Origin of the sequence: Govania unica, assembly GCF_027920805.1 — a bacterium.
Classification (GTDB): Bacteria; Pseudomonadota; Alphaproteobacteria; order Sphingomonadales; family Govanellaceae; genus Govanella; species Govanella unica.
In genome coordinates this window covers 1-25,211 of sequence record NZ_JANWOI010000002.1, presented here as the reverse complement: position 1 = coordinate 25,211, position 25,211 = coordinate 1, and the positions used below count along the sequence as shown (strand labels likewise).

Annotated in this window: 26 protein-coding genes and 1 tRNA gene; 9 read left to right on the top strand and 18 right to left on the bottom strand. The window is 59.0% G+C overall.

The window, feature by feature from the left end; genetic code table 11:
- The 5 genes from NYP16_RS05000 to NYP16_RS04980 form a co-directional block, all read right to left on the bottom strand.
- A complete protein-coding gene (locus NYP16_RS05000) occupies window positions 1–696 on the bottom strand; it encodes a site-2 protease family protein (RefSeq protein ID WP_274943020.1) in 696 nt (231 codons plus the stop codon).
- Window positions 696–1,718: a beta-N-acetylhexosaminidase gene (gene nagZ / locus NYP16_RS04995; protein WP_274943019.1), complete on the bottom strand. Its 1,023-nt coding sequence runs from the start codon at window positions 1,716–1,718 to the stop codon at window positions 696–698. The genes NYP16_RS05000 and nagZ overlap by 1 nt, the downstream gene beginning before the upstream one ends.
- Window positions 1,719–1,873: 155 nt before the next feature.
- Window positions 1,874–2,698, bottom strand: a complete 825-nt coding sequence (locus NYP16_RS04990; RefSeq protein WP_274943018.1) for an SPOR domain-containing protein — start codon at window positions 2,696–2,698, stop codon at window positions 1,874–1,876.
- 14 nt (window positions 2,699–2,712) lie between these two features.
- Entirely contained in the window at window positions 2,713–4,467 is a 1,755-nt protein-coding gene (gene argS / locus NYP16_RS04985; protein WP_274943017.1) for an arginine--tRNA ligase, read from the bottom strand.
- Entirely contained in the window at window positions 4,464–5,672 is a 1,209-nt protein-coding gene (locus tag NYP16_RS04980; RefSeq protein ID WP_274943016.1) for a deoxyguanosinetriphosphate triphosphohydrolase, read from the bottom strand. The genes argS and NYP16_RS04980 overlap by 4 nt, the downstream gene beginning before the upstream one ends.
- A gap of 144 nt (window positions 5,673–5,816) precedes the next feature.
- On the opposite strand from NYP16_RS04980, the gene erpA reads away from it, so the two are divergent.
- From erpA to xth, 5 genes are all read left to right on the top strand, one after another.
- Complete coding sequence (gene erpA, locus NYP16_RS04975) at window positions 5,817–6,152, top strand: iron-sulfur cluster insertion protein ErpA (RefSeq protein WP_274943015.1); 336 nt, start codon at window positions 5,817–5,819, stop codon at window positions 6,150–6,152.
- Between the two features lie 340 nt (window positions 6,153–6,492).
- The gene (gene ubiG, locus NYP16_RS04970; RefSeq protein WP_274943014.1) at window positions 6,493–7,290 is read left to right on the top strand and encodes a bifunctional 2-polyprenyl-6-hydroxyphenol methylase/3-demethylubiquinol 3-O-methyltransferase UbiG; all 798 of its coding nucleotides are present in this window, start codon (window positions 6,493–6,495) and stop codon (window positions 7,288–7,290) included.
- An 85-nt stretch (window positions 7,291–7,375) separates the two neighbouring features.
- On the top strand, window positions 7,376–7,837 hold the full coding sequence (locus tag NYP16_RS04965; RefSeq protein ID WP_274943013.1) for a (2Fe-2S)-binding protein: 462 nt from the start codon (window positions 7,376–7,378) through the stop codon (window positions 7,835–7,837).
- 2 nt (window positions 7,838–7,839) lie between these two features.
- Window positions 7,840–9,996: a xanthine dehydrogenase family protein molybdopterin-binding subunit gene (locus NYP16_RS04960; protein ID WP_274943012.1), complete on the top strand. Its 2,157-nt coding sequence runs from the start codon at window positions 7,840–7,842 to the stop codon at window positions 9,994–9,996.
- A gap of 13 nt (window positions 9,997–10,009) precedes the next feature.
- A complete protein-coding gene (xth, locus tag NYP16_RS04955; protein ID WP_274943011.1) occupies window positions 10,010–10,780 on the top strand; it encodes an exodeoxyribonuclease III in 771 nt (256 codons plus the stop codon).
- Window positions 10,781–11,005: 225 nt separating this feature from the next.
- On the opposite strand, the gene NYP16_RS04950 is transcribed toward xth, so the two are convergent.
- The 12 genes from NYP16_RS04950 to NYP16_RS04895 form a co-directional block, all read right to left on the bottom strand.
- A complete protein-coding gene (locus NYP16_RS04950; protein ID WP_274943010.1) occupies window positions 11,006–12,679 on the bottom strand; it encodes a DUF3300 domain-containing protein in 1,674 nt (557 codons plus the stop codon).
- Between the two features lie 114 nt (window positions 12,680–12,793).
- The gene (locus tag NYP16_RS04945; protein ID WP_274943009.1) at window positions 12,794–13,219 is read right to left on the bottom strand and encodes a hypothetical protein; all 426 of its coding nucleotides are present in this window, start codon (window positions 13,217–13,219) and stop codon (window positions 12,794–12,796) included.
- A gap of 162 nt (window positions 13,220–13,381) precedes the next feature.
- Window positions 13,382–13,828, bottom strand: coding sequence for a VOC family protein (locus tag NYP16_RS04940; RefSeq protein ID WP_274943008.1), 447 nt, complete (start codon window positions 13,826–13,828; stop codon window positions 13,382–13,384).
- A gap of 28 nt (window positions 13,829–13,856) precedes the next feature.
- Window positions 13,857–14,501: a queuosine precursor transporter gene (locus NYP16_RS04935; protein ID WP_279347171.1), complete on the bottom strand. Its 645-nt coding sequence runs from the start codon at window positions 14,499–14,501 to the stop codon at window positions 13,857–13,859.
- Window positions 14,502–14,656: 155 nt separating this feature from the next.
- The gene (locus NYP16_RS04930) at window positions 14,657–15,316 is read right to left on the bottom strand and encodes a DUF799 domain-containing protein (RefSeq protein WP_274943006.1); all 660 of its coding nucleotides are present in this window, start codon (window positions 15,314–15,316) and stop codon (window positions 14,657–14,659) included.
- Between the two features lie 47 nt (window positions 15,317–15,363).
- Window positions 15,364–15,729, bottom strand: coding sequence for a DUF4810 domain-containing protein (locus tag NYP16_RS04925; RefSeq protein ID WP_274943005.1), 366 nt, complete (start codon window positions 15,727–15,729; stop codon window positions 15,364–15,366).
- A 24-nt stretch (window positions 15,730–15,753) separates the two neighbouring features.
- The gene (locus NYP16_RS04920) at window positions 15,754–16,056 is read right to left on the bottom strand and encodes a hypothetical protein (RefSeq protein ID WP_274943004.1); all 303 of its coding nucleotides are present in this window, start codon (window positions 16,054–16,056) and stop codon (window positions 15,754–15,756) included.
- 2 nt (window positions 16,057–16,058) lie between these two features.
- Window positions 16,059–16,871 carry a CsgG/HfaB family protein gene (locus tag NYP16_RS04915; RefSeq protein ID WP_274943003.1) on the bottom strand — a complete coding sequence of 271 codons (813 nt, stop codon included), beginning with the start codon at window positions 16,869–16,871 and terminating at the stop codon, window positions 16,059–16,061.
- A gap of 327 nt (window positions 16,872–17,198) precedes the next feature.
- Window positions 17,199–18,923, bottom strand: coding sequence for a dihydroxy-acid dehydratase (ilvD, locus tag NYP16_RS04910; RefSeq protein ID WP_274943002.1), 1,725 nt, complete (start codon window positions 18,921–18,923; stop codon window positions 17,199–17,201).
- 168 nt (window positions 18,924–19,091) lie between these two features.
- Window positions 19,092–19,781 (bottom strand): TPM domain-containing protein, encoded by a 690-nt coding sequence (locus NYP16_RS04905; RefSeq protein ID WP_274943001.1) that lies wholly within the window; start codon window positions 19,779–19,781, stop codon window positions 19,092–19,094.
- A 13-nt stretch (window positions 19,782–19,794) separates the two neighbouring features.
- Complete coding sequence (locus tag NYP16_RS04900; RefSeq protein ID WP_274943000.1) at window positions 19,795–20,589, bottom strand: TPM domain-containing protein; 795 nt, start codon at window positions 20,587–20,589, stop codon at window positions 19,795–19,797.
- Between the two features lie 7 nt (window positions 20,590–20,596).
- Window positions 20,597–21,199: a LemA family protein gene (locus NYP16_RS04895; protein WP_429913142.1), complete on the bottom strand. Its 603-nt coding sequence runs from the start codon at window positions 21,197–21,199 to the stop codon at window positions 20,597–20,599.
- 189 nt (window positions 21,200–21,388) lie between these two features.
- Between NYP16_RS04895 and NYP16_RS04890 the strand changes: the two genes are divergently transcribed.
- From NYP16_RS04890 to NYP16_RS04875, 4 genes are all read left to right on the top strand, one after another.
- Window positions 21,389–21,766 carry a hypothetical protein gene (locus tag NYP16_RS04890; RefSeq protein ID WP_274942998.1) on the top strand — a complete coding sequence of 126 codons (378 nt, stop codon included), beginning with the start codon at window positions 21,389–21,391 and terminating at the stop codon, window positions 21,764–21,766.
- Window positions 21,767–21,802: 36 nt separating this feature from the next.
- Window positions 21,803–22,279 carry a YaiI/YqxD family protein gene (locus tag NYP16_RS04885; RefSeq protein WP_274942997.1) on the top strand — a complete coding sequence of 159 codons (477 nt, stop codon included), beginning with the start codon at window positions 21,803–21,805 and terminating at the stop codon, window positions 22,277–22,279.
- Between the two features lie 39 nt (window positions 22,280–22,318).
- Complete coding sequence (locus tag NYP16_RS04880; protein ID WP_274942996.1) at window positions 22,319–22,969, top strand: SDR family NAD(P)-dependent oxidoreductase; 651 nt, start codon at window positions 22,319–22,321, stop codon at window positions 22,967–22,969.
- Window positions 22,970–23,194: 225 nt separating this feature from the next.
- Window positions 23,195–24,763, top strand: a complete 1,569-nt coding sequence (locus tag NYP16_RS04875; protein ID WP_274942995.1) for an AlbA family DNA-binding domain-containing protein — start codon at window positions 23,195–23,197, stop codon at window positions 24,761–24,763.
- Between the two features lie 190 nt (window positions 24,764–24,953).
- On the opposite strand, the gene NYP16_RS04870 is transcribed toward NYP16_RS04875, so the two are convergent.
- Window positions 24,954–25,030: transfer RNA gene (locus tag NYP16_RS04870), tRNA-Met, on the bottom strand.
- Between the last annotated feature and the right edge of the window lie 181 nt (window positions 25,031–25,211).

The following is a 25,211-nucleotide window of genomic DNA, read 5'->3' as shown; positions in this document are numbered from 1 at the left end:
TTACCTCGCAAAACCGACCACGTGATCCAGGATAAAATTATAGAGAAACTCGACCGGAGGCAACACGACCCAGGAAAACAGGCTGACATTGATGCCGATCAGGCTACCGACCACCGGCAGCACCAGCAAAAGCCCCAAAAGAATAAACATTCCATAGGGTTCAAGATTGGCAATCGGACGCGCCAGACGGTCCGGCAGGATCCCCACCAGCACCCGTCCGCCATCAAGCGGCGGGATCGGCAGCATGTTGAACACAGCGATCAGCAGATTGAACTGAATGGTATTCAAAAGATTGATCAGGAACCATTTCTGCGCGAGCCCGGGTACCCAGAGCGTGGCATGGATCAGCAGGGCCGCCACCAGCGCAATGACGAAATTGATCCCCGGCCCGGCCAGCGCCACCCAGATCATGTCGGTGCGCGGGTTCCTGAGACGGCTGAAATCCACCGGCACCGGCTTGGCATAGCCGAACATGAAGGGCGACTTCATGAAGAACAGCATCAGCGGCATGATAATGGTGCCGAACGGGTCGATATGCCGGATCGGATTGAAGCTGACGCGCCCCAACCGTTTCGCCGTATCGTCGCCAAACATATTGGCCACATAGCCATGGGCCGCCTCATGGAGCGTGATCGCCAGTACCACGGGCAGCGCCCATGTGGACAAGGTCACCATCATCGACCCGAAATCACCCATTACGCTACCTCATACCCCGGCACATCGGCCATCAGATCATCCAGTTCCGCCGTAAGCTCCGCCACCGCACAGCGCGCGGCAGGACGCGGCACCATATAGCGATTGATGGCTTTGAGGCTGAGGGCGGAAATATCGTCCACCGTCTCAAGCACCGCGCGCCGATCCTCGAACGAGGCGTTGCAGAGAAGTGCGAGGTCACAGCCAGCCGCCATGGTCTCAAGCGCGAGATCCGGCAGCGCACCCTTCAGGGCCTTCATGGTCAGGTCGTCGCTGACCAGCACGCCGCGAAACCCGATTTCACCCCGGATGATATCATTGATCACCCGCGGCGACAGCGTCGCCGGACGGTCAGGATCGATCGCCGTATAGGTGATATGGGCGGTCATGGCGATGGGCAGGCGGTTGAGCTCGGCAAAGGGGCGGAAATCCGTGCGCCGCAGCTCGTCCAGCGAAGCCGTCACCACCGGCAGTTCGTGATGACTGTCGCTTTCGGCCCGGCCATGGCCCGGAATATGTTTCGCCACCGGCAGTACGCCGCCCGCCATCAGCCCTTCGGCGGCGGCGCGGGCCAGCGTCACCACGGCTTCGGGGGTCGCCCCATAAGCGCGGTTGCCAATAATGTCATGGGCTCCCGGCAATCTCAGATCCAGCACCGGCAGGCAATCCACCGTGATCCCAAGCGCCGTCAGGTCGGCGGCGATCAGGCGGCTGTTGAGCCACACTGCACGGACCGCAGCCTCCGGATCACGCGCGGCAAGCTCGGCAAAGCACCAGGCCGCCGGAGGCCGCCGCCAATGCGGGGCCCCAAGCCGCGCCACACGGCCGCCTTCCTGATCGATGAACACCGACGCCGGACGCTGCACCGCCTCCCACAGATCCGCCACCAGAGCCCGCACCTGTTCCGGCGTGCTGGTGTGGCGGCCGAACAGGATGAACCCATAAGGATTGAGATCGCGATAAAGCGCACGCTCCTCGGCGGTCAGCCTTTCGCCTGTGCAATCCACGATAATCGGTTTCGGCATTCTGATCCCTGTTTTGGTCGACGTTACGCTGTGATGGTCAAAGATGGATCCCCGCTTGCGCGAGGATGACACCAAATTAATCCTCTTTACCGTCATTCCCGCGCAGGCGGGAATCCAGGCTTGGCCGAAGTAGGCCCCCGGCTTTGACAGCTTACTTACTTGGCAGCCACGAAACAGGCGTGACTTCCGGCTTTCAGTTGGGCGCAGGCGGCGTCCGCTGCGGCCTTGTCGGCGAAGCTCGACCCGCGCAGGCGGTAGAGCGTCTTGCCGTCGCGGCTCAGCTGGTCGATATCGCGGCTGAGACCCCCGAGAGCTGCCGGAAATTTCTTTTGCGCCGCCGCCCAGGCCCCGTCCGCCGCCGCCTGGGTGCCAAAGGCCCCGAGCTGAAGCATATAATGGCCACCGGCTGCAGGTTTCGCTGCGATCTTGGCTGGCTCTTTCACCGGAGCGGGTGGAACCGGCACAGCCACGCTTGGCGCCGGAACAGATGCAGGCGCAGGAGTTGCTGGGGGCGGTACCGGTGTATGGTCCTCGACCACGGCGGCTGAAGGCGCGCCTTCACCGAGTGGATCAATCAGGGCGGGCTCACCGTCACCCACGCCGCCGCCGATATCTTCGGTCGCCGCAGGCTCGGGCTTGTCCATGGGCAATTCTGGCCCGGGGCGCAGATGCACGTCCTCGGCACCCGGCGCGCCATTGACGCGGTTATAGACCAGCTTGTCGCGGTCAGGCACCGTCAGTCCGCCCGGATCCTCGGGCTTGTGGCGGTATGTGCCATCGGGCGCGGCGACCAGCGGCGCATCGCCCATGGCCCCGCCACCCGCCTGATAGGCGTACCAGATGGCCCCACCAAAGGCGACCAGCACCAAAGCAGCCGTCACCAGGATATGTTTGCGATAGCTCTCGATCCAGGAAGGGCCTTCCTCATCCGGATCAACGGCGCGAAGCCAGGGTTCGCGGGTCTCGTCCACTCTACTCATGTCGGATCGCCTGCTCAGTGCATCTCATCAAGGGGTTCGACGCCCAGCACCGCAAGACCCGAAGCAACGGTTACGGCAACTGCACGAATAAGCGCAAGACGGGCCAGGGTGACATCCTTGTCGCCGTCAATCAGGAAGCGCAGCGACGGATCCTCATTGCCCTTGTTCCAGAGCCCGTGGAATTCCGACGCGAGGTCATAAAGGTAAAAGGCAACGCGATGCGGCTCATGGGCCACCGCCGCCGATTCAATCAGCTTCGGCCAATAGGCAAGCATCTTGACCAGCGCGATTTCCGAACCGTCGATCAGACGGCCAAGATCCGCGCCTGCAAGCGCCGCGTCGGACAGATCGACGCCCGGCAGAGCCTCCGCCGCCTTGCGCATGACCGACATCACCCGGGCATGGGCATATTGCACATAGAACACCGGGTTGTCGCGCGACTGTTCGGTGACTTTGGCAAAGTCGAAATCAAGCGGCGCGTCGTTTTTGCGCGTCAGCATGATGAACCGCACAACGCCCTTGCCGACTTCGTCGACCACATCGCGCAAGGTCACGAAACTACCGGAACGCTTGGACATTTTGAACGGTTCACCGTTCTTCCACAGCTTCACCAGCTGGATGATCTTGACGTCGAGATCGGCTTCACCGCCCGACAGCGCCTTCACCACCGCCTGCATGCGCTTCACATAGCCGCCATGGTCGGCGCCGAAGACGTCGATCATATGGCTGAAGCCACGCTGAATCTTGTCGTAGTGATAGGCCATGTCGCCGGCGAAATAGGTCCAGCTGCCGTCCGATTTCTGCACCGGGCGGTCGACGTCATCGCCGAACTCGGTGGCTTTGAACAGGGTCTGCGGGCGCGGCTCCCAATCCTCGGGCGTTTTGCCTTTCGGCGGCTCAAGCACGCCGGTATAGATCAGCCCCTTGGCCTTCAGCGCATCAAGCGCGTCCTGCACCCGGCCGTCGGTATGAAGACTGCGTTCCGAGAAAAACACGTCATGCTTGATGCCAAGCGCCAAAAGATCGTCGCGGATCATCTTCATCATGGCTTCGATGGCGAATTCGCGCACGATGGGCAGCCATTCGGCCTCGTCCATGGCGCGGATGGTTCGGCCGAACACGGCCACAAGGGCCAGACCCACGTCCTTCAGATAATCGCCCGGATAAAAGCCCTGGGGGATTTCCCCGATATCCTCACCAAGCGCCTCGCGGTAGCGCAGAAACGCCGAACGCGCCAAAACATCGACCTGCCCGCCCGCGTCATTGATGTAATATTCGCGGGTCACATCATAGCCCGCCTTGACCAACAGGGTCGCCAGCGCGTCGCCAAACACCGCACCCCGGCAATGGCCCACATGCATGGGGCCGGTCGGGTTGGCCGAAACATATTCAACGTTGAACTTCTGCCCAGAACCGAGCGCGGAATTGCCGTAATCGGTCCCTTCGCGCAGGATTTCCGGCACCCGGGCGCGGATGAAATCATCCCGGAGCCGGATATTGATGAAGCCCGGCCCGGCCACGTCGACCGCCGTCACATCAGGCTCGGCCCGCAGCAGCCCGGCAAGCTTGTCGGCGATGGCGCGTGGATTGCTGCCCGCCGGTTTGGCCAGCACCATGGCCACGTTGGTGGCAAGATCGCCATGCGACGGATCGCGCGGCGGCTCAACCGTGAAGCCGTAGCCTTCAAGCCCTGCGGGAAGCTCGCCTGCGGCCACCAGAGCAGCCAGATGACGAGCGATGATCGAAGAAAAATGCGCGTATATGTTCATAATGTGAAAGTCGATACGTCAAAAAGCCGTTTATGTTCCAAAAGGGCATAACTGTCGGTCATGCCCGCGATAAAGTCCGCCACCACCCGTGCCCGCCCGGTCTCGTCCAGACCATCAATTTTCGCAAACCATTCGGTCGGCAGGCAATTCGGTTCGGCGTGATAAAGATCAAACAGCTCCCGCACCACACGGCGCGCCTTGCTGGCCATACGGTTTACCTTGTAATGGCGGTACATGTGGATTTTCAAGAAGCTTTTCAGCAGCCGGTCCTGTTCCGCCATATAGTCCGAGAAAGCGACCATGGGCCGGTCGGCCATGCGGATATCCGTCGCCGTCTGCGGATCGAGCTGTTCAAGCCGCCGCGCCGTCTCGTGAATGATGTCTTCGACCATGTGATTGATGAGCCGCCGCACCGTCTCATGAATGCGCCGCCCCTTGTCGAGCGTAGGGTAGGCCAGATCCACAGTGGCGAGCACCTCGGCCACGAGCGGCACGCCGATCATGTCATCGAGGGTAAAGAGCCCGGCCCGCACGCCGTCTTCGATATCATGATTGTTATAGGCGATATCGTCGGCGATGGCCGCCACCTGCGCCTCAGCCCCGGCATAGGTGTGAAGTTCGAGATCATGTTCGCGCACATAGTCGCTGATGCCGATCGGCAGGCTGCGCGCCCCGCCCGGCTGACATAGCGGGCCGTTATGCTTGGCGAGGCCCTCAAGGGTCTCCCAGGTCAGATTGAGGCCCTGGAACTCGGCATAACGTTCCTCAAGCCGGGTCACCACCCTAAGCGACTGGGCATTGTGATCAAAGCCGCCAAAGGGGGCCATGGCCGCATCCAGCGCATCCTCGCCCGCATGGCCAAAGGGCGTATGACCGAAATCATGGGCGAGCGACAGCGCCTCGGCCAGATCCTCATTAAGGCCGAACACCCGCGAAATGCTGCGGGCGATCTGTGCCACCTCGATCGAATGGGTCAGCCGGGTGCGATAATAATCGCCCTCGTGATAAACAAAGACCTGGGTCTTGTGCTTGAGCCTGCGGAAGGCCGAAGAATGGATAATGCGGTCGCGGTCGCGCTGATAGGGCGAGCGCGTCTGACTTTCGGCTTCAGGGTAAAGTCGACCCCGCGTCTCGCCCGGCTTGCTCGCGAAGGGCGCATAACGCTGAACCATATGAAACCGATAGGGACCCGGACGTTCTTGCATGGCGCGAGACTAAACTGTGGGCCCCATGCCGTCAAAGCCTGATTGCCACCTCCGCTCGCCCCGGGCTGCCATTGCCCCTCACCATTGACACTCCCCGCCGATGACCTACATATAAGCGAGCTTCGTCTTGCATTGGACCCGTTTATGACCAGCCATCCTCTGTCAGTCACCCAAAATGCCGCCAAGCGCGTGCTTCAACTGATTGAAAAGCAAAAAAACCCGGCGCTGAAATTGCGGCTTGCCGTCTCCGGCGGCGGCTGTTCCGGCTTTCAGTATGGCTTCAGCTTTGACGAAACCGTGCAGGATGACGATCTTGTGATCGAGGATCACGGCATCACCGTGCTTGTGGACAGCATCTCGCTGCCCTTCCTTGAAGGCGTGGAAATCGACTTCGTGCAGGATCTTTCGGGCTCGACGTTTCAGGTCAGAAACCCCAACGCCACCGCATCCTGTGGCTGCGGCACGTCATTTGCGGTCTGAGGCTGACTAGTCCAGCCCTCCCCTGCTTCCCTGTCATTGCCGGGCCTGACCCGGCAATCCATCTTCGGGCCCAGCTACCAGCGGCGCCATGGATACGCGGGTCAAGCCCGCGTATGACAGGAAATTAAGACCGTCCACCTCCAAACAGAACCCATTGGTTCCACTGCGGTTCTCTTCAATGAGGCTGACTGGGGCAGGCTTTCCTATCCCCTGGCACACCCTATCCCTGTCATTGCCGGGCTTGACCCGGCAATCCATCTTCGGGCCCAGCCACCGGCACCATGGATACGCGGGTCAAGCCCGCGCATGACAGGAAATCAAAACGGAAACCATTGATCCCATGGCGGTTCTCATCGATAATGCCGCCATGCGAAATTCTGATGATCTCCCCGACCCAAGCGCCGCCAGCATCGATGCTGCGGAAACCCGGAAATTTGCCGATCTGGCCGACCGTTGGTGGGATCGGAGCGGGCCCTTCAAGCCGCTGCATGAGCTGAACGCCGCCCGCCTGCGCCCGATCATCGAGGCCATTGAGCGCCGCTGGCCCCGGCCCGATACTGGAAACGGTCGCCCGCTTGAGGGCCTGCGTATTCTGGATGTGGGCTGCGGGGGTGGTTTAGCCGCCGAGCCGCTGGCCCGGCTTGGTGCCGAAGTGACCGGCATCGATGTGGTCCAGCGCAATATCTCGATCGCCCGCATTCACGCCCAGAAATCCGGCCTCGCCATCGATTACCGGTTCGAGGCCGCCGAGGCTTTGGCCACGCGCGGGCAACGCTTTGACGTGGTGCTTGGCCTTGAAGTCGTTGAACATGTGGCCGATCTCGACAGTTTCATGGGTGCCCTTTGCCGCCTTGTGCATCCGGGCGGACTGCTGTTCGTCGCCACCCTCAACCGCACCATCCAAAGCTATCTTTTTGGCATTCTTGGGGCGGAATATCTGCTGGGTCTGGTGCCGCGCGGCACCCATCGCTGGCGCCGCTTCCGCAAGCCGGATGAACTTCATGCCATCCTGCGCCGTCATGGCCTGGCGGTGGAACGATTGCAGGGCATGAGCTATGCTCCCTTTGGAGCCGAGCGCTGGCGGCTGTCCCACAGTCTTGCCGTGAACTATCTGCTGCGCGCCGCGCGGCCTGCCTGAACGGCGGCATATTGTCACTTCCTCAGTCACCCTGCAGCCGTTTCATGCTAGGGTGTCCACTCGATGCAAACACGATGAGGCGATCATGTCCTACAGCCTGAATATCAATGGAAAAACCCATAAAGTCGATGTCGATGGCGATACGCCCCTGTTGTGGGTGTTGCGGGATACACTGCATCTGACCGGCACGAAATTCGGCTGCGGCATCGCGCAATGCGGCGCCTGCACGGTGCATATCGACAACAGCCCGGCGCGCGCCTGTTCGACCCCCGTCGACAGCATCGGCAGCTCGGCCATCACCACCATCGAAGCCATCAACAGCCGCGAAGCCAAGGCCGTGCAGGCCGCCTGGATCGCTCGCGACGTGCCGCAATGCGGCTATTGCCAGTCGGGCCAGATCATGAGCGCCGTGGCTTTGCTGCGCGACAATAAAAAACCCACCGACAAGGACATTGACGACGCCATGGAAGGCAATATCTGCCGCTGCGCCACCTATGTCCGCATCCGGGCCGCGATCAAAGACGCCGCCCAAGCGCTGGAGGCCTGATCATGACCGAATATGATATGAAACTGAGCCGCCGCGCCACCCTTCAGGGCATGGCAGGTCTCGTCATCGGCATGACGCTGCCGCTCGGCGGAAGTCATGCCGCCACCGCCGCATCCAAGACCGCGCCCTTCGTGCCGAACGCCTTCGTGCGCGTTGCCCCGGACAGCAGCGTCACCGTCATCGTCAAGCATATCGAATTCGGTCAGGGCCCCTACACTGGCCTCACCACCCTCGTGGCCGAGGAAATGGATGCCGACTGGGCCCAGATGAAGGCTGAATCCGCGCCTGCGATCCAGGAGATTTATAAAAACCTGCGCTTAGGTTCCCAGGGCACCGGCGGGTCAAGCGCCATAGCCAATTCCTATGACCAGATGCGCCGCGCCGGGGCTACTGCCCGCGCCATGCTAGTGAGTGCCGCCGCCGATGCCTGGAAAGTCCCGGCTGCGGAGATCACCATCACCAAAGGCATCCTCAGCCACGCGGCGCGTAAAAAATCAGCGCCGTTCGGGACCTTCGTCGCCGCCGCCGCCAAACTTCCGGTTCCGGAGACAGTGACGCTCAAAGACCCGTCGCAATTCCGCCTGATCGGCAAGGATAGCGCGGTCAAGCGCATCGATACGCCGAGCAAGGTCAATGGCACGGCCCAATTCGGGCTTGATGTTTTCGAGCCCGGCCTGCTGACCGTCGTCGTCGCCCACTCGCCCCGTTTCGGCGGCAGCGTCAAAAGCTTCGATGCGACCGAGGCCCGCAAGGTCAAGGGCGTGGTCGACGTCAAGCAAATCCCCGAAGGTGTGGCAGTGTACGCCACCGGCACCTGGCCTGCCATCAAGGGGCGCGAGGCGCTCAAGATCACCTGGGACGACAGCAACGCCGAAACGCGTGGCAGCGAGGAGCTGATCGCCGAATATCGCAAACTGGCGCAGACCCAAGGGGCCGTCGCCGGAACCAAGGGCGATGCCGCAGCCGCGCTCAAAAATACCCCGAAAATCATTGAACGCGAATATGTGCTGCCTTATCTCGCCCATGCCCCCATGGAGCCGCTGGACGGCGTGCTGATCTGGGACGGCAAGACGGCCCATGCGCGTTATGGCTGCCAGGGGCAAACCTCCGATCAAACGGCCATTGCGAAGACCCTTGGTCTTCCGAAAGAGAGCGTCACCATTGACACGCTTCTGGCCGGGGGCAGCTTTGGCCGCCGCTCCCAGCTTACGTCGCATTTCGCCGTTGAAATGTGTCACGTCGCCCAGGCCATCGGCGCGGGCAAGCCGATCAAGCTGGTGTGGACGCGGGAAGACGATATCCAGGGCGGCTATTACCGCCCGCTGTTCGTGCATCGCATGCGCGGCACGATCAAAGACGGCAAGGTCCAGGCCTGGAGCAGCACATCGGTTGGTCAGTCCATCCTGAAAGATCCGCGCTATGCCGCTTCGTTCAAAAACGGCGTCGATCCGACCTCGCTTGAGGGCATGTCGGAGCTGCTGTACGACATCCCGAATTTCAGCGCCGAGCTGCATAGCCCGGATGTCAAAGTGCCGATTTCCTGGTGGCGCTCGGTGGGTCATTCGCACACTGGATATGCCGCCGAATGTTTCATCGATGAACTGCTTGAAGCCGCAGGTCAGGATCCGGTGCAGGGTCGGCTTGCGCTGATGACCGATAATCCGCGGGCGGCGGGCGTGTTGCGCGCCGTCGCCGAGCTTGCCAAATGGACCGGCCCCGCAGCCGCCGATGGCCGCGCCCGTGGCGTCGCCGTCGTCAAAAGCTTCAAAAGCTATGTGGCTCAGATCGCCGAAGTCTCCAAAGGCGAGGACGGTCCCCGGGTGCATAAAATCTGGTGCGCCGTCGATTGCGGTCAGCCGGTCAATCCGGACATCATCCGCGCCCAGATGGAAGGCGGCATCGGCTTTGGCATGGGTCACGCCCTCTATGGTGAAATCACCCTGAAGGACGGTCACCCGGAGCAATCGAACTTCGATACCTACCGGTCGCTCCGCATCAATGAAATGCCGGAGATCGAAGTGGTGGTCCTGCCCTCAAGCGAAGCTCCAACAGGTGTTGGCGAACCCGGTGTGCCGCCTGCGGCACCGGCCGTCGCCAACGCCATGGCCCGCCTCGGTCTTGGACGGCCAAGCCGTCTGCCCTTCCTCCGTCAGACGTAAAGCGTAACTGCCCATGAAAATCGCCACCTGGAACGTCAATTCCGTCAAGGCCCGCCTGCCGAATGTGCTCACCTGGCTGTCTGATGCCGCCCCCGACGTGGTGGTGTTTCAGGAGACCAAGACGGTGGACGTCGATTTCCCCCGTTTCGAGTTCGAGGCGCTCGGCTACCATCTCGAAATTCATGGGCAGAAAAGCTACAACGGCGTCGCCATCCTCAGCCGCCACCCGCTTGAGGATGTGCTGATCCGGCTGCCCGGCGACGACAGCGACGAACAGGCCCGCTATATCGAAGCAACGGTCAAGGGCGTGCGCGTGGCCGGGCTTTATCTGCCGAACGGCAATCCGGTGCCGGGAGAGAAATTCGACTATAAACTGCGCTGGATGAAACGGCTTCATGCCCGGGCCCAGCAGCTGATCGCAACGGAACAGCCGGTGGTGCTTACGGGGGACTATAACGTCTGCCCGGAGGATATCGACGTCTATGATCCCGTGGCTTTCGCCGGGGACGCGCTCTGTCAGCCGGAAAGCCGGTCCGCATTCCGGGCGCTCCTTAACCTCGGCTACACCGACGCGCTCAGGGTGACCAAACCTCAGGGCCCGGCCTATACCTATTGGGATTATCAGGCCGGCGCCTGGGCCAAGGACAATGGCGTCCGCATCGACCATATGCTGCTGTCGCCGCAAGCCGCCGACCGGCTGGTCACTTGCGCCGTGGACCGCCGCCCGCGCGCCCAGGAAAAAGCATCCGATCATACCCCGGTCTGGTGCGAACTGACCGACTGAACTGATGGCCTATTGGTCGTGCGGTCTCGTGCTTCGAGGCGGGCTCTGTTGATTTGCCGCCCGAACGCCGCAGCACGACCGCAGCCTGTCAAGGAAATCTGGATCCTGTCGCTTCGCTCAGGATGACGATTTCTTTAGATGTCATACGCGGGCTTGACCCACGTATCCATGGGGCAAACGGCACTATGCCACGAGACCGGCCCGCACACCTGCTTGATCAGCGTCCTAGCGCTCCTCGCGTCCTCGCCCTCGGTCCCCGCCATCACGCTGCGGACGTTCCCCTTGTGAGCGTTCGACTTGCGGCCGCTCCCCTTGTGGACGATCCATTTGTGGGCGCTGGTACTGCGGGCGTTCGACTTGCGGCTGCGCCACCGGAGCGGATTGCTGCGGCCGGGCCTGTTCAGGCTGAGCCTCCCGCGTGCGCTGTTCCCGCCAGTTCTGCATCATGCGCTCACGGGCGGCAGGGTCCGGCTGGGCTTGTCCTGCAGGGCGTTCGACTTGTGGCCGCTGGTACTGCGGGCGTTCGACTTGCGGCTGCGCCGCCGGAGCGGATTGCTGCGGCCGGACCTGTTCAGGCTGAGCCTCCCGCGTGCGCTGTTCCCGCCAGTTCTGCATCATGCGCTCACGGGCGGCAGGGTCCGGCTGGGCTTGTCCTGCAGGGCGTTCGACTTGTGGCTGCGCCACCGGAGCGGATTGCTGCGGCCGGGCCTGTTCAGGCTGAGCCTCCCGCGTGCGCTGTTCCCGCCAGTTCTGCATCATGCGCTCACGGGTGGTAGGGGCCGGCTGAGCTTGCGGCTGGACCACCGCTGGCGAAGACGCTGACGGACTGCGCGTGCTTCCCTGCCAGTTCGATCCGCGCCGACCGCCCTGATCAAGCGCCGGGTTGCGTTCACGCATGCGGTTCCAGTCGGAGCTGCGATCACGATCCTGACGCCAGCCGGAGCTGTGATTTCCATATCCGTTCGGGCCTCCTCTGTTGGAGCCCTCAAAGCGATCGCGAATGCGGGTGTTTTGATAGTAAACGCCGCGACGGTGATAGGGATCATGGGTCCAGATCGACGACGAAATCGGCGGACGATGATAATTCAGGCGATTATAGCGATCCGTATGAATATTCAGGCGGCGATACCGCCAATCCCAATCGCTCCAACCCCACAACATGCTGAGGACCATGCTGCTGTTGCCGAAAAACAGCCCCGGCCGCCCGACATAAGCGGGGCCGCCGAAATAATAAGGCTGATATCCCGGATAGTCCCAGGCCCCATAAGCATAAAGGGGATCGTAATAGGGCACATAAACGACTTGCGGGTTGGCAGGCACGATGAGGATCGCCTGATCCTGTTCGCGCACGATTTGTTCCGGCGTCGATCTGAGCGTGCCGGATGCCGATGCATCCTGACGCAATTGCTGCACCATGGCCATGACATCGCCTTCCTGGGCCAGGAAGGCTTCGCCCAGATCCTGCATCCAATCAAGCTTGCTGCTCATCATATGCAGCACTTCCGGGAACTGAACCAGCGACTTGACGCTTGGCGACCAATCCTTGCTTTCAACCGCCCGCCCAAGCGCTTCGCCTTTGAGACCGGCGTTGCGCGGATCGCTGACCCAGCGGTCCGCCTCCACAACCTCAAGCGGATAGGTGGAGGCGGTCAGAACCTGCGCCAGCAGCTGATCGGGATAAAGCGCCACCGGCGCCAGAAGCTGCGCCAATTCGCCGTCGGACCAGCCCTCTTCACCCTGAGGGATGCCGATGTTCGGCTCGGCGCGCTCATCCGGATTGACCCAGCCACCGCCCCTGGTTTGCTGGGCCATCGCCTGGCCCTGATAAACCATCGTCGGCGCCACCACGAGGGCCACCAACGCAAGCTTGCTGAAGATACCCGAAAAAGCTGTCTTCATAGTAGGTCACTCACTTAGGCACGACGGCCCAAGCCGCCTGTCCTGTTATACTCAGGCTTAACCATAACAGGGCCCAGATGAATATCAGCTTACAGATTAACGCTTCGGCAGCGATCAATGAGTGACGGTGATCGAGGAGGTTTTGACCATGGCAAGCTGCGCTTTCAGATCGAAAAGCTGGCGCATGGCTTTGACTTCGGCCGCGTCGCAGCCGTTTGATTTGATGGCTGTCTCAGCCCGCAGCTCCAACTGCGCGACGCGAAAGCCGATCAGCATGGCAAGATCGTCGCGGCGCTGGCCCGGGTTCATGCTTTGCAGCTCATCACCGACCAGGTCGGCCACCTGACCGAATTCGCTGGTGAATTGTTGCAGCGTGGTCCGGTCGGCGCTTTGACAGGCATGGGCCGCGACAATCGACAGCACGCCGCGATCAAACAGGGCGAACACGCCGCTTTCGGAGGTCGCGGTTTTGGCTTCGGCTCCGCCAATGGCTGCAAGACATCCCACCAGCAGCAACCCTGTTTTCAGACCCCGGATCATAATCTCATCTCCATCTCACGACTTCCCTGCCCTTGTCTGAGCAAGGCCCGTGCCAAATCAAGGGCTTCATTTACAGTCCAGGATCTGAAGCTGTTTCCGCCATTCCGGCCCGCGAAATGCGGACCAGGGTCGGAGAGAGTGTAAAATCTACCGACACCCGTCTCATTCCGGGACATGCCGCGCCTCATCTTCGTCTGCTGCCCTGGCCAAGGTCAAGGCAACCTCCTGCCCGTGGGACAGTTCAAGCACATGGCCGTCCGGATCATGCAGAAAGGCGAAATAACCCACCGGATAATCCCAATCCTCCGGCCCCATGACCGAAATGCCCGCCGCCCGCGCCTCGGCCGCATAGCGATCGACCTCGTCCCGGCTTGCACAGCCGACGCCAAGATGGGCGATGGGGCCAAGCACGCCCTGCACCCGCTCAGCTTCGATCAGCACGATCACGAACGGGCGCGTTTCATCGCTGAGCCAGGCCACCTCATGAGAAGTCTTGCCATCATGGCGACGATGCACCACCCGCATATGGGCATAGCGGGCATAAAACGCGATCGAGGCATCCAGATCCCGGCATTGCAACGCCACATGGGTTAACCCGATATCGACCATGATCACACCTCCACCCTCTGAGGATAGCTCAGCTTTTGAGGGTGAAGGGATTGAAATCGGTGCCGCGATCATAAAAATCCACCTGTTCGGCGCGCTTCAGCAGGGCGACCACCCGATAGGTCACCGGGGTAAGCACAACCTCCCAGCCGACCTTGATCAGATAATTCGACAGCATGACCGCCAGCAGCAAATCATTGGGCCACATGCCATAGAAGGCGATCGGGTAAAACACCAGGCTATCAAAGGCCTGCCCCACCACCGTCGAGCCGATGGTCCGCGTCCACAGCCAGCGCCCCGCTGTCCATACCTTCATGCGCGCCAGCACATAGGCATTGACCATCTCACCGACGAAAAAGGCAATGAGCGAGGCCAGAACAATGCGCGGCGTCTGCCCGAGCACGGCGGCATAAGCATCCTGCCCGTCCCAGCCCTCGGCCGGCGGCATGCCGACAATGATCCAAGCCATAAAGGACGCAAACCCAAGCGCCACAAACCCCGTCCACACCACCTTGCGCGCCCGGGCATAGCCATAAACCTCGGTCAGCACATCGCCAAAAACATAGGATATAGGGAAGAACAGCACCCCGGCCCCAAAAGTAAAGCCCCACAGGCTCGCGACCTTGGCCGGGCCAATAATATTCGAACACAGCAGAACAGCCACAAAGGCCGCCATAAACAGATCGTAATAGCGAAAACTTTTCTGATCGGCCGACACGCCTTATCCCCCCAAATATGTCAGCCTCAACGATAGGGCAGTCTCCAAAGCAGGCAACAAAAAACCGCCCGGGCATGGCACGGGCGGTTTTCATCAAGTCTACTCGGTGAAAATCAGAACTTACTATGATCCTTGCCGTATTCCGCGTCATAAGGACCGGCAGGAAGGCCGATTTTTTCCACATTGACGGCCATGGCATTCGCTTGCTGGGTCAAGGGAATATAGCTCGGGTCCGCCTTTTCGATGGCCGAGACAATCGCTTGGGCGATCAATCCGCCGAGCCCCCCGCCACTCGCTTGCGGCGAATAGGTCATGGCCATATCCCGTGTCCACAGCGTCTCCCCCGTGCGTCCGCTTTTCAGCGTATAGGTGAAGCTCACCTCGACCGAGGTGCTGATAACGATATATTTGGCATCCCATTTATTGATCGAGACATAAAGAATGGAGTCCGTGCCAAAAATCTCACCCAAACGTTTCGGGTCGGCTGCGTGGACCATATTGGCGTCCGCGAGGCCATCGTTCTCCATAACCTTTTTCACGAGATTAACGGGGAAAACATAATATCCGCGCTCAGCCAGCGGCACGGAGATGGTGGATAAATACGAGTCCGGCGCATTGACGTCGACGGTATTATTTACCGCAGGAACCACGAGGATCGTCTTCGGATTTTCCTGCCGAAACATCGTATAGTTGTATGGCGTCGGCGCTTGAGCGCAAGCTGCCATCAGTAAGCTTGCGCAAACAATCAGCAGCCCTCTTTGAAACAGAGTCATTCCCTCACTCCTCAAAACCGCACCCCCCAAATCGCGTTCAGCACGCGTCACTGGCCAGGCCCCTTGGTCGGAATTTTCGCCGTGCTGATCATGTTGTTCATCAGCGTCGCGGACTCAGGCCATGCGGCCTTTTCCTTTTCAAAACTGACAATCGCCTGATCTGCGGCCCCAAGCTCAAGCTGCAAATAACCATATTCAGCATAAAGTCCCGGTGGCACTTTCAGCCCCTTGGATTCCGCCGTTGTAATATTCTTTGAAATGGCCTCGGCCGCCCTCTTGGCTTCGGTCGGATTTTTATAATAATTGTAGAGCGTCCCCTCATACCCGCCCCAGGCATATTTTTGTTTGGCCGTGCTGCAAGCAGCCAGCATCAATATCAATGGTGCCAGAACACCAAGATATACTGGTTTCATTTCCCATCCCCCTATTTACAAAAACTATGGCGTTACGACTGTATGCGTGCCGTCCGCTAAAAAGACGGTCTTGCTGAACAAAATCCGGCCAGCCGAAACAAGCTCGATTTTGTGTGTGCCGGACTCAAGCTTCAAAGGCTTGTTCTTAAAAAGATCATCAGACCGCGCCATAAACTGGCCATCGACCATCACATCCGCGCCGCCCGGAACATTCGCTAAAGAAATCGTCGGCCGCGCATCCACCAGACGCGTTGCTGTTTTCGGCGTGCTGCAAGCTGCAAGCGTCAGCATCAGGCCCACGCCCAAACACAAAGTGATTTTCCGCATGATCAAGGCCTCCCCGCCGCGACATAAAGTCCTTGAAGTCTGCTCGCATCCAGGGACCCGGATTCCAGCATGGCAACAGCGCCCTCATTGGCCTCGCTATCTCCGAAAAACGACTGAATCCGCAGGCGTGCCACTTCCGCCGCCGGGAGCGCAATATCAAAGCCGGTCTGCTGGCTTTTGATCACTTCTCCGGCCCGGTACACCACCAGCTCGTCATTGCTTCTGAGGCCCTGGCGCGCGCCGCCGCTGATATAGACCACATTGCCCGCGACCTTCAGAATGTCCGTGCGCCATTGCCGTTCCTGAAGCTTGGTCAGCACGCTGTTCATCAGATTGGCAATGGCCGCGCCAATGGCCTTGTCATTAAGCGTGGCATCATAATCAGCCCGACTTCCAAACCCCAGGGTCTCCCCGGATTCCGTAGTCGCTTCACCCGAACCGCTGGCCGAAAAAAACATCTGGCCAGTGCGCACATCAACCAGGCGCACATCGACCTTGGCATGAGCAAGTTGCACTTTGGTCTTGTGGAGCCAGCCCTTTTCCCCGCCCGTCGAGCGGCCGAATTCCGTCACCGAACCGATGATCAGGGTATCAACACCGATCAAGCTCCCAGCCCCGCCGGACAATTGCTGCTCCTGCTTGACGCGATCCGCTTCCCCGCGCTCAAAGACAAGAAATTTTCCGGATTCGACCAGACGTGCCGCCAGAATATCACTGGCCTGTTTGCCCAGCGGATCAAGATTTTGATCCACCAGCAAAGTCTTGCCATAACGCGTTTCATTGGAAAAGCGCCCGATGGCAATCTTACGTTTCAAGACTTTTTGGTCATTCCCCGCTTCCGCAGCACCATCTTGATGCGCGGGCGTCCCGGATGCTGGTGCCGACTGTGCAAAAGACGCAAACGAACACACGGCCAGGCAAAAAGCGCCCAGCGCGGCATAGCTCAATTTCACGATCATATATCCCCCAAGTGGTCAATGGAAAATCCCCCGCTTTCCGATCACGATTTTGTCATCTACCGCCTTTCTTCGTCAAGTAGAAAGAATATGTGAAGTGGACTACCCCTCAAGGCTAAACATAAAAAAACGGCTGCGATTTCAGATAATCGCAGCCGTTTCATAATTTATGCGTGAAGAATAAAATCAGATATCCGCGTAGATCTTCTTTTCCGCCTTGGCGCCCGGATGGGTCACGGCGCCCTTGTAGGCCGGGCCGACGAGTTGGGCGTATTTCCAGATGGCGCCGGTGGTGATATCCGGCTCCTTGGGTGCCCAGCCTTTTTTGCGTTCGGCGAATTCGGCTTCGGTCAGCGCCACGTCGATGCTGCCCGTTTCGGCATCGAGGGTGATGATGTCGCCATCACGCAGGAAGGCGATCGGGCCGCCGACTGCGGCTTCGGGGCCCACATGGCCGACACAGAACCCGCGCGTTGCACCGGAGAACCGCCCGTCGGTGATGAGCGCCACTTTCTCGCCCATGCCCTGCCCGTAAAGAGCTGCCGTGGTAGCCAGCATTTCGCGCATGCCGGGGCCGCCTTTGGCACCTTCATAACGGATCACGAACACGTCGCCTTCGTTGTAACTGCGGCTTTCAACTGCGGCGAAGGCATCTTCCTCGCATTCGAACACCCGAGCCGGACCGGTATGCTGCAAGCGCTTCATCCCGGCGATTTTCACAATGGCCCCTTCCGGAGCGAGATTGCCCCGCAGGCCCACAACGCCGCCCGTGGTCGAGAACGGATTATTCGCCTCCCGCACCACCACCTGATTGGGGTTCCAGACGACATTTTCCAGATTTTCGGCGATGGTCTTGCCGGTCACGGTCAGGCAGTCGCCATGGATATAACCATGCTCATAGAGCGTCTTGATCACAAGCTGCACGCCGCCAGCTTCGAACATGTCCTTGGCCACATACTGACCGCCCGGCTTGAGGTCGGTGATATAGGGCGTCGAGCGGAAGATTTCCGCCACGTCCCACAGATCGAACTCGATGCCAAGTTCATTGGCCATGGCCGGCAGATGCAGCGCCGCATTGGTCGAACCGCCCGTGGCAGCAACAATGCGCGCCGCGTTTTCAAGCGATTTCCGGGTCACGATATCGCGCGGACGCAGATTGCGGGCCAACAGATCCATCACCGCCTTGCCGGATTCAAACGCATATTCGTCGCGGCTTTCATAGGGTGCCGGAGCCCCCGCCGATCCTGGCAGAGCAAGGCCGATGGCTTCCGACACGCAGGCCATGGTGTTCGCGGTATATTGCCCACCACAAGCCCCGGCGCTCGGACAAGCGACGCATTCAAGTTCATGCAGATAGGCGTCATCGATGGTGCCTGCGGCATGCTGGCCCACGGCTTCGAACAGGTCCACAACGGTCACGTCCTTGCCACGGAACTTGCCCGGCAGGATCGATCCGCCATACATGAATACGGCCGGAACATTGAGCCTGAGCATGGCCATCATCATCCCGGGCAGCGACTTGTCGCAGCCCGCAAGACAGACCATCGCATCATAGGAATGGCCGCGTATGGTCAATTCAACCGAGTCCGCGATCACTTCGCGCGACACCAGCGAGGACTTCATGCCCTCATGGCCCATGGCGATGCCATCGGTCACCGTAATCGTGGTGAATTCGCGCGGCGTGCCGTGGGATTCCGACACGCCCCTTTTTACAGACTGAGCCTGACGCGACAACGAAATATTGCAGGGCGCGGCTTCGTTCCAGGCGGTGGCGACGCCAACCAGCGGCTGGTGAATTTCCTCTTCCGTCAGCCCCATGGCATAGAGATAGGACCGATGCGGCGCACGCTCGGGGCCCTCGGTCACATGACGGCTCGGCAGCTTTGATTTGTCGAAGACGGGCTTGTTCATCACTTGGGCTCCCTGCTCATGGGCAAATTACTTTGCGTCTTGTTTATCCCCCCGCGTCCGGAGGAGCAAGAGACAATGCCCCAATCCGATGGCCGAAGAAACCCGAAACGACAAAACCCCGCCAGTTGATTTGACGGGGTTTTCCTGTCGGTTGCGGGGCTGCGCAGCCTATATCTCGATCACCCGGTCGGGGAGTTCGTTCGGGTTGCCCTCCGTCTTCGGCACATGGACCGCGAGCACATCTCCGGCCTGGCGCACCGCCATGGCCATGCCATGACCGACCTGACCTTTTCGCACATGAGCGACCATTTCGGCCATCATATCGCCCCAGGCTTCGGGCGCGACCTTGCCGGCAATGGCGGCGTCAGCCACGATCTCCGCGCGATGCTCGCCAAGCGACAAATAAATGAGAATGCCGGTGCGGCCCATGGTGCGGCCTTCCGCCGCCACCCGGAACAAATCCACCGCGCGCTTATGGCAGCGCCGGGTCTTCATGTCATGGGGTGCAAGACGCAACCGCAACGGCATCCATTGCAGGATCATCCAGACCAGCAGAAAAGTGACAAGCGCCACAATGAACACCGTGAGCAGCAGATTCCGCTCGCTCATCTCGGTGATCCAGCCCTGCACGATCAGATCGAACAGTTTGTGACAGAGCGCCGGAAAGGCGGCCAGCACCGACAGCACCAATAATGTCATCCCACCGGCCCAGAACAACGGCACATCGTCATAATGGTCCGACAGATCGGCAACGATGGTGACGATTTCAGCGTCGGTTTCACGCTCGGCCTCGGACACCGCCGCGGTTACGAGATCATGCTCGCTCTTGTCGAGCCGGTAGGGTGACGTCCAGGCCATAAATCAGCGCTCCCTACCAACTGCCTGAGGAGCCGCCGCCGCCGAAGCCGCCGCCACCCCCACCAAATCCACCGCCACCGCCACCGCGTCCCCAGCCGCCCAGGCCACCAAGCCCAGCCCCGAGACCAGCGCCCCACAGCCGCGCGCCGCGATGCGTCCTGCCGCCGCCGAACATCGATCTCAAAGCCGGCAGCACAAAGATGAAGAAGAAAATCACCCAGAAAAACAGCGACGGGCCGCCGGTCTCCTGTTTCTTGGCCGCTTTCGCCGCCTCCGCCGCGACGGCGCGGGCCTGATCTTCAGGAAGCTCAAGCTGCTTGGCGATGCTGTCCGCGCCCGCGACAATCCCGGCCGAATATTGCCCGTCGCGAAAATGCGGCAGAATATCCCGGCTGATGATGGTGGACGACAGGGCGTCGGTCAGGATGGGTTCAAGCCCATAGCCGACCTCGACCCGGACTTTGCGTTCGTTCGGAGCGACGATCAGCAAGGCGCCGTCATTGCGTTCCTTGCTGCCGATGCCCCATTTGCGGCCCAGCTGATAGCCATAATCCTCGATATCATAGCCCTGAAGGCTCGGCAGGGTCACGACCACCAGCTGCCGCTGCGATTGGGCTTCAAGCTGTTCAAGACGGGCGGTCAGCGTGGCCTTATCGGCCGGGGTCAACAGATTGGCGTCATCGACCACCCGGCCGGTCAGGGCCGGAAAGCTTTGCGCATGAACCGCGAAAGTCCCCGGCAGAACGAGGAGCAGCACACACAGAAAAAGCCTCAGGCTCAGAATGCGGACCCCGGACAGGATAGCCATGCTCCAATCATCTCTTGCCGAAATCGACGGTCGGGGCGTTTTCAGCCCCCGCCTTGGCTTCAAACGGCGTCATCGGCTTTGCGTTGTAAATCACTTTGGCCGCCACCATCGCCGGGAAGGTGCGGATCGTGGTGTTATACTGCCGGACCGCTTCATTGTAGTCGCGCCGGGCGATATTGATACGGTTTTCCGTGCCCTCAAGCTGGCTCTGCAGGTTGATGAACACCTGATCCGACTTGAGGTTCGGGTAAGCCTCCATGGTCACAAGAAGCCGCCCGATCGAGCTGCCAAGCTGTCCCTGCGCCTCTGCGAACTGAGCCATTTTGGCCGGATCGTTCAGGTCATTGGCGTTCAACTGGATGGAGGTCGCCTTGGCCCGTGCCGCAGTGACTTCGGTCAGCACGTCATGCTCCTGCTGGGCATAGCGTTCCGCGACCTTCACCAGATTGGGGATAAGATCGGCGCGGCGCTGATAGGCGCTCTGGACGTCGGCCCATTTAGCCTTCGCGGCTTCTTCCGCTGTCGGGACCTCATTGACCCCGCATCCCGTGAGGGACACCGCCAGGACCGGCACTGCCAACAGACCGAGTAGCTTGTTGCGCATGATCATTCTCCTCCATCGCATAAATCAAAATATGACAGCCTGAAAGGATTGGCAATTGCGTGATCTGCCCATGCCACCACAAAAGCAGAATGGGATCATAACGGAAGATGGAAAGGCGTTTCCTTCCTTGACCGGGAGAGGTCCTATCGGGCTTACTGGATGTCTACCCCTGACCCGCAGATACGGACGACAGATATGGCACTCCCGGTTGTAGGCATTATTTCCGCAATCCCTTGGGGAAAGGTCATCGAAAATGCCCCCATGATCGTAGAAAATGCCCGAAAGCTCTGGAGCTTCGTCTCCAGGGACAGCAAAACGCTCCAAAACCCCAACCCAAAGGCCGCCAGCATCACCGGTGAAGGCTCTCTCGAACAGCGTGTCGCCGCACTCGAAGCCAGCAACAGAGGCCTCCTGTCCGAGGTCGCGGCCATGAGCGACCTGATCCTTCAGCTATCGGAACAAAATGTCTCACTGGTCAAACGCGTCGAGGGAAACCGCAAACTCCTGCGCGCCGCGCTGGTCGCAAGCCTTCTCTCTCTAGCTGCTGTGATATATCTTCTATCGCATGCGTAACCCAAGCGCCCTATGGGCCAGTCTTGAAGCCAGAGAATGACCGAAAACAGCGTGAATTCCCCCAGTATCTTCGTCGATGGCGATGCCTGCCCCGTCAAAGATGAAATCATCCGCGTCGCCGCCCGCCATAACTTGCAGGTCACCATGGTCAGCAATCAAGGCCTCCGCGCCTCCGTCGGCCCCAATATCAAAGCCATCCTGGTCGGCCCCGAATTCGACGCCGCCGACAACTGGATCGCCGAAAATTGCCGCCCCCACGATATCGTCATCACCGCCGATATCCAGCTCGCCGCTCGCTGCCTCAAACAAGGCGCACAGGTCATAGGCCACAACGGCAAACCCTTCACCCCCGACAACATCGGCCGCGCCCTCGCCTCCCGCGAGCTCAATCAATATCTGCGCGAATCCGGTGAAATATCCGGCAACAACAAAACCTTCTCAAAAAAAGACCGGGCGAGTTTTCTGCAGACGCTGGAGAATGTCACGCAGAAGATCCTGCGCGAGATGACCTGACGTAAATCAACAAGGGGGCCACGACGCTGAACGGCAAAATTGCGCTCATCACCGGCAGCAGCCCCGGCATCCGAAGCCGTCGCCCGCGAAATCCACGACATCGGCTGCCAGAGCATTGCCGGGGAAGCCGACGTTTCGCGCGAATACCATGTCACCCGAATGTGGGAGACGGTCCCGAAAACCTTCGGCCGCATCAATATCCCCGTCAACAATGCCGGCATCGCCCATAACAACAAGGTCGAGCATATGCCGGTCGAGCTCTGGGACCGCGTGCTCGGCGTGCATCTTCACGGCACCTTCCTCATGACGCGCGCCATCCTCCCTGGCATGTATGCCCAAGGATCAGGCCGCATCATCAACACCGCCTCCCAACTCGCCTACAAAGGCGCCCCCGTCCTCACCGCCTACACGGCCGCAAAGGGAGCGATCCTCTCCTTCACCCGCTCCATCGCCCTGGAAATCGGCCCCGGCAACATCACCATCAACTGCGTCGCCCCCGAAGCAACCCTCACGCCCATTCTGAATGTCGTCCCCGAAGAAACTCTTAATGCCGTCAAAGCCGCCATCCCCTTGGGACGCATTGCAACCGTAGATGACATTGTCGGGAGTTATGTATTCTTGGCGTCTGAGGGGGCACGGCACTATCAGGGGCAATGCCTCAGCCCCAACCGCGGGGATTATTTTGTTTGAGTTTCTCGCAAATACTTTTTAAATTCTATTTATGAGATAGTTATAAGAAAATTCCTCCGCATCCTTAGCATCGCCCTCGCTAAACTAGCCCGGGAAAAGTGTAACCTTACCTAAAGACGAGCACCATTCTTTCTAAAGTAATGACTTAAGAGGGAGGGTCTAGGCGACCGAATATACAAAATCTACCTTATGAATGATTAAGGCTGCAGTAGAACGGTGAGCTTGATGGTCCGACAACGAAGCATCACGGATAAAGAAATTGCCTTGATCAAGGCAATGTGCCTGCGTGGAATGATGAACAAGGACATACAGTTCTTCTTCAACAGGCCAGAACGCCCCGTGAATTCAGGTAGGATAACCGATATCAAGAATGGCACCTATAGTGAAGCAGCCAATATAAGCCCTGTAGACGACAATGCACTCGATAAGTTCTTAAAATCGTTCCAACAAACAGAAACACTCGGCACAGTAGTTACTTTCGAGGGAAGGCCTTCTACACCTGTGGGTGCGGAGCCAATGTCAAAGAATACTCTCTCGGCGATGTTTGAAAAGAATTCAAAAGGTATCTGGCATTTTAAGTACGGTGAGAGTGAGAAGCATGAATGCAAGGAAAACTTCACTTTCAGACACTCGGGAAAGTGGCTTCGCGCCGTTGCCGCTCTCGCGAACAATATGGGCGGTTATATTGTCTTCGGTGTAAAGGACAAGAAGATTGTCCTCAACGAGATAGATTCAGAGAGCTACAAAGTAGCTGGCGTTAATAGCAAAGACTTTCAAAACGCTGATCCGGCGGATTTCACAAAAATTATCAAATCGACATTTGATCCGACACCAAAGGTCGAAACTGGCGTTTTTGAAATTGAGGGGGCTAATGTTGGTGTTATGTATGTACATCAACATGGCTCACGACCCATTATCGCGCTGAAAGGCGATGGTGAGTTTGTCAAAGAAGGCGACATTTTTTTTCGTTATCCGGGTCAGTCGGCAAGAATAAAATATAGTGATCTTCGAACAATCCTTGACGAACGTGATCGTCAGGCACGAGAGCAAATGCTGCCCATGGTAGCAAAACTGCTTCAGCTTGGTCCACGAGGTGCAATGGTCGCTGATTTGGCAACTGGCCTGCTCATCGATGAACAACGTTCCATCATTATCGGAGAAGACTTGTTGGACCAAATCAAGTTTATCCGTGAGGGTGAGTTTGACGAGAAGGCCGGCGAACCTACCCTAAAGTTGATTGGAGAAGTTAAGATCCTTGGTGACGCAGGTTCCCTTGTCCGCAAAGGTTTCGCAACGCCAACTGATTTGATAAATGACTTTCTGGAGGGTTCTTCGCCTTACGATCCAAAGGATTATATTCGCTGCGCCGTTGAAGTTGGCAATGGCGCTTGGCTTCCAATGCATTTCTACGGTGCCAAGGCTGGCCTTGACAGCAATGGTCTTGCCGAGTTCATCAAAACTACCAAAGCAACTGAAAAACGTATGATCACCTACGTGGAGCGGGCACTGGGAAAGAACGGCCCCTATCAGAAAGCTACTGGCGGCGCACTTGCGCCTTTAGAAAACATAAAGGCCGGAAGGAAAGTGGAGCCAAAGACCGCTCAGGAAGCACTCGATTTGGTTCGGGCTATAACAGGCCTCGAAGAAAGGCCCGCACCAAAATCCGAAGATCTTCTTCAGATCTTAAAAAACTGCTGGGGAATTGTTGAGATAAATAAGCCGCGCGGTCTGGGGGTAATTCGCAGAGCCATTGCCCGCGTTGATGAACTTTATTTTGCAGGATATTGCAATTAATGTCCTACCTATTCTAAGGACGAATTTCCACACCCATTAATTGATATTTTTAATTATAAATTCAATCCTTTTGATAAACCCGCCGATAAAACATATTTGCTTGGGCTGCCATTGCTTCCGCAGAACCTCCAGCCGCCATTCCCAGAAAAATAAAGGCCCGCTAAGGCATTGTCCTAGCGGGCTTTTTCTTTGGTTGCGGGGGTAGGATTTGAACCTACGACCTTCAGGTTATGAGCCTGACGAGCTACCTGGCTGCTCCACCCCGCGATGATGGGTGTGATTTGTGATCATACATCATAAACAAAGAAAGCGCCCTTTAGAGGCGCTTGTTCTTTGACTTTGTGGATAGGTTTAGAATTTCTCTTCTTTCTAGGCCTGGCGACGACCTACTCTTCCAACGCTTAAGCGGTAGTACCATCGGCGCGGCAGGGTTTCACGTCCGAGTTCG